The following is a 7,817-nucleotide window of genomic DNA, read 5'->3' as shown; positions in this document are numbered from 1 at the left end:
TTAGCAGGGACATTAGCCTTCGGAATGCTTGCCGCATCGACGATTAGCGCAGCGGCATCAAGCGCTTGGACATCGCAAAATACGACGCTTAATGCGCGATCCGGTCCCGGTACCGGCCATCATGTTTTGCGTAGCTTTAAGCGCTGCACCAAGGTTCACGTGGTTCGGCATTCGCATGGCTGGACGAAAGTTTCCTACAATGGGAAACATTATTGGGTCTCAAGCAAATTTCTGCGTGGTAAACCCTGTGGCGGCTCGGTTCAGCACAAGGGCCACAATGCGCATCACAAGTATCACACGCATAAGCACAAGCATGGCCATAAACATCGCCACACCCACAAGCATCACGTTAACGTCGGTCATCACTAGATATCGCATAAACGCTTGCTAACAAAGAAAGCCGCCCCCGAAGGAGCGGCTTTTTCAAAGCACTGAAGTCGGAAAACCAAGCTTACTTGATTTTGCCTTCCTTGTACTCAACGTGCTTGCGCACAACTGGGTCATACTTACGGACAACCATTTTCTCGGTCATCGTACGTGCGTTCTTCTTTGTGACATAGAAGTGGCCTGTACCCGCGGTCGAGTTCAGGCGGATCTTGATCGTGGTTGGCTTCGCCATGGGTCATCTCCTACTTCGAGCATACTTTTGCTGCTCGGGAATTCTTTATCAGTGCCTTCTACCGCGCGCCGCGCCCGAGTCAACAGGCATTTCGGAGCGACATGAAGGATTCCCGCCCATTCCGCGAATTTTGCAAGTGTACTGCCCCGTATCCATCTGCACTAGGCTTGGCCACCCTGATGAAGGGGCAAACCACGTCAATTTGCTAAACAGCCAACAGCAGTTTTGGCGCAGCGCAGTTTTTGCGTTGTTGCCTTGCATGCATCACGCAGCATTTTAGCGGCCTCATCGTCGGCGATCAAACTTTCCAGTTTCCCGAAATGCGACGAACAAAAGCGGAGCAGATTACTTCAGCCCCAAACGTTCGCCTGAGCGGCGACGCATTCCAACTCTCAGATGTCCACTTGCCCCCTCGGTGGTCTACTTAAGGACACTTATCCGCATTTCTTTGTTCAATCCGGCCTCATAATCTCGGATCGCACCCGCATGTTCCAAAGTGTCCAATGTATCATCACGGCCCCTGATCAGCCCCGTTTGCGTAGCATCATCCATCTCGAATGATGCGCTAATATCGCCAGCTGTGATCATTCGACTTTCAAGATCAATCGATATCTCGTGGCCTCTGGCATCGCTGGAAAATTGCAAAAGAAAATCACGCGTCGCGGGGGAAACGATAGGCAATGCCAGACCGTTTTTGCGGGCATTGTCGTAAAATATTCCAGCAAACCCTGTCCCGATGCAGGCATTTATCCCCAGTTGGCGCATGCCCCAGACAGCATGTTCCCGGCTAGACCCGCAGCCAAAGTTATCACCAACAATCAAAATACTGGCCCGCGTCCAAGGCGCATTGTTCAAGATGAAGTCTGGGCGCAGTTGCCCCGCGTTATCAAAACGCAGGTCGGCAAAAGCGCCGTCACCTAGGCCCTCGCGGGTGATCGTTATCAGAAACCGCTTCGGCATGATCACGTCGGTATCGACATTGGCCAATGGCAATGGGGCGGCGATCCCCATAATCGTTTTCGTCATCTGCTTGTCTTTCATTTGAAATCACGCACGTCCGCGAGGTGTCCTGCGATGGCCGCAGCCGCGACCATGGCGGGCGACATTAGATGGGTACGTGCACCGCGGCCCTGTCGTCCTTCGAAATTTCGGTTGGTTGATGATGCGACCCGTTCGCCATCCATTGCGATGTCGTCGTTCATTGCCAGACACATCGAACAGCCTGCTTCAGGTCGCCATTCAAACCCAGCCGCCTCAAAGATGGCGCGCAGACCTTCGGCTTCGGCCTTGATGCGGGTCATGGCAGAGCCCGGCACAACGATCGCTTCGACGCCTGCAGCCACCTGTCGGCCATCCAGTATATTGGCTGCCTCCCGAAGATCTTCGATACGAGAGTTGGTGCAAGAGCCGATAAATGCCGTGTCGATCTGTATCGACCGGGCCGATTGCCCCTCAGACAAGCCCATGTAGCGCAATGAACGTGCCAACGCGGCTTTGGCCTCGGAAGAGATATAGTCCACGGCACAAGGCACATTCGCCGTGATAGGTATCGACTGATCTGGGCTGGTGCCCCAAGTAATAAGAGGTTCAATATCGGCCCCTGAAATAGAGACCTCTTGGTTGAATATTGCGTCTTGATCGCTGATCCAGCTTTCACCGTTGAATGCAAACTGACCGCTATGAGAATGACCTTGTAACGCAGTTTTAGTCTTTTCATCTGCGGCGATCAAAGCCGCGCGCGCGCCCAGCTCTACCGCCATGTTACAAACAGTCATCCGCCCCGCCATATCAAGGCCGCGAATAGCAGCCCCCGCAAACTCTACCGCAAAACCATTGGCCCCACCTGCGCCAACGGTTTGCACAACTTTCATGATGATATCCTTTGCCGTCACACCAAGGGCTGTATCGCCATCGATCGTAACGCGCATGGTTTGCATGCGTTTATAGCGTAGCGTTTGCGTTGCCAGCACATGTTCGACTTCCGATGTGCCGATCCCAAAGCCCAAAGCACCATATGCCCCGTACGTGGTCGTATGACTATCACCGCACGCGATTAGCATTCCCGGCGCAACCAACCCCTGTTCCGGTACAACGACGTGCTCAATGCCCTGCCGCGGATCACCAAGACCGTAAAAGGCTATGCCATGTTTGGTACAGTTTGCTTGCAAATTGTCGATCAGTAGCTTGGACGCCGCATCATGTGGCGCGCTGCCGCGTGTTGCGTTCACATGATCGACCACTGCCAAATGCGCCTCGGGTCGCCAAACGTTAAAACCCTTTGTATCGAGCCCCGAAAAAGCCTGCGGGCTCGTGTATTCGTTCATGATGTGGAAATCGACGTAGATCAGCATGTCACCGTCGGGCAGATCACAGACCTTGTGGGCGTCGACCAATTTGTCATACAGCGTGCGGCTCATTTGGCAGCCTCCAAATGAATTGGGTTACGAGTAAAGAATTCAGACATTCGCGCGGCGATATCATCCGGGATCTCTTCGGCCAGGTAATGTGTCGTATCAAGCGCTTCGCCCTCAACGTGCGAGGCGCGCTGACGCCAAAGGCCAAGCGCATCAAAGCATGTCTCAATCACACCGCGTTTTGCCCAAAGCGTCAGTATGGGCATGTCGAGTTTTCGGCCCTGATCAGCGTTGTCATGTTCGATGTCGATACCCGCAGCGGCGCGGTAGTCTTCGCAACTTGCATGAATGGCGGCCGGATCAGCAAAGGCCGATAGGTATTCAGTCAGTGCCTCGGGAGAGAACGGGTTTACCCCACGTGCCTGATTAAAGCATTTTAGTTTCCAGAACCCTTCGGGGTCAGCCCCGATCATTTGTTCGGGCAGCGGATTTGGTTGAATTAGAAAGAACCAATGCCAATACGCCTGAGCAAATTCAGGGCTGGTACCTGCATACATTTCACGGGTTGGCGCAATATCGAGCAAAGCCATAGCCGCTATGCAATCAGGATGATCCAAGCCCATCCGATGCGCAACCCGCGCCCCGCGATCATGGGCACCGACAAGAAATCGCTCGTGCCCCAAACGCCGCATAACTGCGACGATGTCACCCGCCATCGCGCGTTTTGAATAAGGCTCGTGCGATGCGTTTGACGTTGGTTTATCTGAGCGACCATATCCGCGTAAATCCGGACAAACGACCTGATACGAACGCGCCAAAATTGGTGCCACACCGTGCCACATGGCAGAAGTCTGTGGATATCCATGAAGCAAAACAAGCGGCGGCGCGTCTTTAGGTCCAGCGCGGCGGACAAACAAAGTCGCACCATCGCCTTCAATACGCTCTTCCACGAATTCCTGAAACATGTCTCACTCTCCGAAGGGATTAGGTTTAATTCCTTATTTAAGAATAAACGACAAGAATATTCGTGAAAATCGAGCAATCTTGCCGACTAACCCTTTAGACAAATTCCAGTCGTCTCAAACAGCGCGCGCCACTCCACACAACTAAACTGGAAGCGCGGAGTATCCGCCTAAACCATGAAGCCTAAACAGACTAACAAATTAAATGCGCACGGAGGGCCTATAAGCCGGATTTTGTCCAAAGCACCCCATACGGGATGCAAATGGATGACCATTCATCTTAGCGCGCAGTTACCTGCGCCCCTCTAGCTGCCAACCCGGATGCCTAGGCTGAAGCGCCCTTGTGAGGATATCAGTTGCCTGATCACACCCACGTGGCATCCCTATTTGGCATTGCTCCCGGTGGGGCTTGCCTTGCCGGTTCGGTTACCCGTCCCGCGGTGCGCTCTTACCGCACCGTTTCACCCTTACCCTTGCCGAAACAAAGGCGGTCTGTTCTCTGTGGCGCTTTCCCTCAGGTTACCCTGGCCGGGCGTTACCCGGCACCGTTGCTTCATGGAGTCCGGACTTTCCTCGATCCAATTAAGAACCGCAGCCACCCAGCCTTCCGTGCGCAGATGTCGCCTAGCTGTTGGCATTGGTTGGGTCAACTCCCAATCGCGTCGCGAGCGAAGCAGCATCGCGTCTGTCTGCCTCAGATTCGGGCCCTGCTCGCATCGGCGCAAAGCGCAAGCGGAACGCGGACAAACACGCTTCTAGCCCGAACTCATCTACCGCGTAGCCCAGCGCAACAAGACTTTCGCGCATTGGCAGTTCATCGCTCTTATCCGGCCAAATAGAAAAGCCACCCAAAGCCAAGCGTCGCCAATCAAAACGGCCCCCAGGGTCGACTTTGCGAAGCGGTGCTAAATCTGAATGCGCAATCACGTGATGTGCAGGAATATCCCACCGCGACAGGATTCCGCCAAGCAAGTCTTCCAAAGCATCCATCAAAGGCGCGGAAAACGGCGAAAACCCATCGTTGTCCAGTTCGATCCCGATAGAGCGTGAATTTATGTCATCGCACCCTGCCCAGCACCCAGCGCCCGCGTGCCATGCGCGCGCGGTCTCGTCGACCATTTGCGTCACCACACCGTCGCGCGCAATCAGATAATGCGCAGAGACTTCTTTTTCGGGATCACACAGCGTGTCTATCGCCGCCACAGCGCTTTGCATGGCCGTGTAATGGATCACGATCATATCGGGCGCGACAATACCACCTCTGCGCGGGCCGCAATTTGGCGATGGGCGCTGCACACAAACAGCGCCGCTCATCGCTTAGCCGTTCACAGCATTGCGGAAGGGTGCCGGATCCCACGCGCACGCGAAACCGTCGCCATCAGGATCCATGCCGCCACGGTCCTTTGAAGGACCGCCTGCAGCCATAAATGCCTGCTGCGCTTGATCTTGCGACGCAAAACCAGAACAGGACCGATGATACTTGCGCTCAGCATTAAAGCGGTTGCGGCGATAAACCTTTTCGCCTTTGGCATTCTTTGCGGCAATCGCAAAAGCCACGATATTTGGCCCACCGCTACCTCGACGTGTCGGCAACGCAACAGGTTGAATAACCTGATATTCCTGTTGGTTAGCGGCACGTTTAGCCGCGTCGCCCTCGATCGAGCGTTGACCAGAAACTGCACTGAAATCGTTCTCAGCACTGATGCCGCCTGCGCGCAAAACTGGGGCCGCATTGGCAGGGTTCGCCTGAACCGCTGTGTTCGCCTCGGGAATGCCCGATGCCGCTGCGGGTGCAAGCGTTTGAGCACTTACTGATTGCGGAGCAGGCAGAGTGCTGTTTCTACCTGCAAGTGCCGCCTCGCGCGCAGCTTGTTTTTGTTCGAACTCGTTGTAGTCGCCAAAAGCTACACCAGCCCCACTATCAGGAATAGTTGGACTACATGCGCCCAGCTCAACGGCTGCACAAAGGGTGATCGCTGAAAAGGTGAACCGCTTCATTTTAAACTGCCTCATTCTTCTTTTTGACGCGTTTACCACCATTTGGCTGGTTTTGCCACAAAACCTGCCGCTTGTTCCAATGCATAGGCGGTATTTAGCAGATCGCCCTCTTCCCACGGCTTGCCAATCAGTTGCAGCGCAAGGGGCAATCCTTGGCTATCCACACCAGCAGGAACCGCGATACCGGGAAGACCCGCAAGATTCACAGTCACGGTGAAGACGTCATTGAGATACATCTGAACAGGATCCGCATCCTTCATTTCGCCCAAACCAAACGCAGCGCTTGGCGTTGCTGGTGTCAGGATCGCATCGACGCCAGTAGCGAATACATCATCAAAGTCTTTCTTGATCAGCGTGCGAACGCGGCGCGCACGGTTGTAATATGCGTCATAGAAACCAGCACTCAGAACGTAAGTTCCGATCATCACGCGACGCTGTACTTCTGGGCCGAATCCTTCGGCGCGGGTCTTTTCATACATCTCTGTGATGCCATCACCCGCATCCAATGTCGCACGATGTCCATAGCGCACACCATCATAGCGCGCGAGGTTGGACGACGCTTCAGCTGGCGCAATCACATAGTAAGCTGGCAGCGCATATTTCGTGTGCGGTAAAGAAATATCAACGATCTTCGCGCCTGCATCCTTCAGCATGGCTGTGCCATTGGCCCAAAGCTGCTCGATTTCGTCGGGCATGCCATCCATACGATATTCTTTCGGAATACCAATGGTCTTACCCTTGATATCACCTGTCAGCATGGCCTCAAAATTCGGCACAGCAAGCTCTGCACTGGTGCTGTCTTTTGGATCATACGAACACATCGCTTCCAACATGATCGCCGCGTCGCGCACATCTTTGGTCATCGGACCCGCTTGATCAAGCGAGGACGCAAACGCGATCGTGCCCCAACGCGAACAGCGGCCGTAAGTTGGCTTTATACCCGTGATACCCGTAAAGGCCGCTGGCTGGCGAATAGAACCGCCTGTATCTGTACCCGTCGCCGCAAGGCAAAGGTCCGCGGCAACCGCAGAGGCCGACCCACCAGAAGAACCACCCGGCGTCAGCGCCGTGTCTTCATCTGCGCGACGCCATGGGTTCACCACATCGCCGTAAACAGACGTCTCATTAGACGAACCCATGGCGAATTCGTCCATGTTCAACTTGCCCAGCATTACCGCCCCTGCGTCAAACAGGTTCTGGCTGACTGTGCTTTCGTATTCAGGCTTGAACCCGTTCAGGATGGCAGAGGCCGCTTGGGACGGCACGCCTTTGGTGCAGAACAAATCCTTGATACCAATCGGCAATCCACACATCGCAGGCGCGTCGCCCGCAGCAATCCTTGCGTCGGCGGCCTTGGCCTGTGTCATCGCGATCTCTGGCGTGCGATGCACGAATGCATTCAACGCGGATGCGCCTTCAATCTCTTTCAAAAACGTCTCGGTCAGCTCAACCGATGTCGTCTCACCCTTGCGCAGAGCATCGCGCGCGCCTGCCAAGCCCATTTTGTTCAGATCAGACATTATTCAACCACCTTCGGAACCGCAAAAAAGCCTTCGCGCGCATCTGGCGCATTCGCGAGCACTTTGGGTTGTTGATCGCCATCAGTCACAGCGTCTACGCGGCGCTTTAATTTCTGCGGCGTTACAGATGTCATAGGCTCAATGCCCTCGACGTCGACTCCATTGAGTTGCTCTATAAAACCGAGAATATTGGTAAATTCCTGCGCCAATGCGGGCAGCGCGTCTGGCTCCACTTTAATGCGGGCCAATTTCGCAACGCGTGCGGCTGTTTCTACATCAATCGACATCGGGCAAGGTCTCCGGCTTTATCAGTTGGTTTGCATTTAACGGGCGTGCGCGCTGCTCGCAAGCCCACGTGGGAATT

At 54.6% G+C, this 7,817-nt stretch carries 9 protein-coding genes, 1 other RNA gene and 1 pseudogene; 1 reads left to right on the top strand and 10 read right to left on the bottom strand.

Going from position 1 to position 7,817, the window contains the following annotated elements:
* Positions 1–24: 24 nt before the first annotated feature.
* Positions 25–180: pseudogene (locus tag QZ279_RS15635) on the top strand (hypothetical protein); the annotation flags it as partial.
* Between the two features lie 39 nt (positions 181–219).
* Here QZ279_RS15635 and QZ279_RS03955 read toward each other — a convergent pair.
* The 10 genes from QZ279_RS03955 to gatC all read right to left on the bottom strand — a co-directional run bounded on the left by QZ279_RS03955 (position 220) and on the right by gatC (position 7,740).
* On the bottom strand, positions 220–363 hold the full coding sequence (locus QZ279_RS03955) for a hypothetical protein (protein ID WP_293448204.1): 144 nt from the start codon (positions 361–363) through the stop codon (positions 220–222).
* Between the two features lie 88 nt (positions 364–451).
* The gene (gene rpmG / locus QZ279_RS03950) at positions 452–619 is read right to left on the bottom strand and encodes a 50S ribosomal protein L33 (RefSeq protein ID WP_007814563.1); all 168 of its coding nucleotides are present in this window, start codon (positions 617–619) and stop codon (positions 452–454) included.
* Between the two features lie 420 nt (positions 620–1,039).
* Entirely contained in the window at positions 1,040–1,645 is a 606-nt protein-coding gene (leuD, locus tag QZ279_RS03945; protein ID WP_293448201.1) for a 3-isopropylmalate dehydratase small subunit, read from the bottom strand.
* 11 nt (positions 1,646–1,656) lie between these two features.
* Positions 1,657–3,036 carry a 3-isopropylmalate dehydratase large subunit gene (locus tag QZ279_RS03940; RefSeq protein ID WP_293448199.1) on the bottom strand — a complete coding sequence of 460 codons (1,380 nt, stop codon included), beginning with the start codon at positions 3,034–3,036 and terminating at the stop codon, positions 1,657–1,659.
* Positions 3,033–3,938 carry an alpha/beta hydrolase gene (locus tag QZ279_RS03935; protein WP_293448197.1) on the bottom strand — a complete coding sequence of 302 codons (906 nt, stop codon included), beginning with the start codon at positions 3,936–3,938 and terminating at the stop codon, positions 3,033–3,035. The genes QZ279_RS03940 and QZ279_RS03935 overlap by 4 nt, the downstream gene beginning before the upstream one ends.
* Before the next feature lie 204 nt (positions 3,939–4,142).
* An RNA gene (gene rnpB, locus QZ279_RS03930) (RNase P RNA component class A) lies at positions 4,143–4,546 on the bottom strand.
* Positions 4,547–4,559: 13 nt separating this feature from the next.
* Positions 4,560–5,174, bottom strand: a complete 615-nt coding sequence (locus QZ279_RS03925; RefSeq protein ID WP_293448207.1) for an N-acetylmuramoyl-L-alanine amidase — start codon at positions 5,172–5,174, stop codon at positions 4,560–4,562.
* Positions 5,175–5,252: 78 nt separating this feature from the next.
* Entirely contained in the window at positions 5,253–5,933 is a 681-nt protein-coding gene (locus QZ279_RS03920) for a hypothetical protein (RefSeq protein WP_293448194.1), read from the bottom strand.
* A 32-nt stretch (positions 5,934–5,965) separates the two neighbouring features.
* Positions 5,966–7,453, bottom strand: a complete 1,488-nt coding sequence (gene gatA, locus QZ279_RS03915; RefSeq protein ID WP_293448192.1) for an Asp-tRNA(Asn)/Glu-tRNA(Gln) amidotransferase subunit GatA — start codon at positions 7,451–7,453, stop codon at positions 5,966–5,968.
* Positions 7,453–7,740, bottom strand: coding sequence for an Asp-tRNA(Asn)/Glu-tRNA(Gln) amidotransferase subunit GatC (gene gatC, locus QZ279_RS03910; protein WP_293448189.1), 288 nt, complete (start codon positions 7,738–7,740; stop codon positions 7,453–7,455). The genes gatA and gatC overlap by 1 nt, the downstream gene beginning before the upstream one ends.
* Between the last annotated feature and the right edge of the window lie 77 nt (positions 7,741–7,817).

The organism is Planktotalea sp. (assembly GCF_018607965.1).
GTDB lineage: Bacteria > Pseudomonadota > Alphaproteobacteria > Rhodobacterales > Rhodobacteraceae > Planktotalea.
Note: the sequence above shows the minus strand (reverse complement) of the source record. Positions and strands in the feature narration are given on the sequence as shown.

Bases quoted from the DNA above. Each gene is read 5' to 3' on its own strand.
- QZ279_RS03955 (WP_293448204.1), bottom strand. From the start codon at position 363: ATGACCGACGTTAACGTGATGCTTGTGGGTGTGGCGATGTTTATGGCC.
- rpmG (WP_007814563.1), bottom strand. From the start codon at position 619: ATGGCGAAGCCAACCACGATCAAGATCCGCCTGAACTCGACCGCGGGT.
- leuD (WP_293448201.1), bottom strand. From the start codon at position 1,645: ATGACGAAAACGATTATGGGGATCGCCGCCCCATTGCCATTGGCCAAT.
- QZ279_RS03940 (WP_293448199.1), bottom strand. From the start codon at position 3,036: ATGAGCCGCACGCTGTATGACAAATTGGTCGACGCCCACAAGGTCTGT.
- QZ279_RS03935 (WP_293448197.1), bottom strand. From the start codon at position 3,938: ATGTTTCAGGAATTCGTGGAAGAGCGTATTGAAGGCGATGGTGCGACT.
- QZ279_RS03925 (WP_293448207.1), bottom strand. From the start codon at position 5,174: ATGATCGTGATCCATTACACGGCCATGCAAAGCGCTGTGGCGGCGATA.
- QZ279_RS03920 (WP_293448194.1), bottom strand. From the start codon at position 5,933: ATGAAGCGGTTCACCTTTTCAGCGATCACCCTTTGTGCAGCCGTTGAG.
- gatA (WP_293448192.1), bottom strand. From the start codon at position 7,453: ATGTCTGATCTGAACAAAATGGGCTTGGCAGGCGCGCGCGATGCTCTG.
- gatC (WP_293448189.1), bottom strand. From the start codon at position 7,740: ATGTCGATTGATGTAGAAACAGCCGCACGCGTTGCGAAATTGGCCCGC.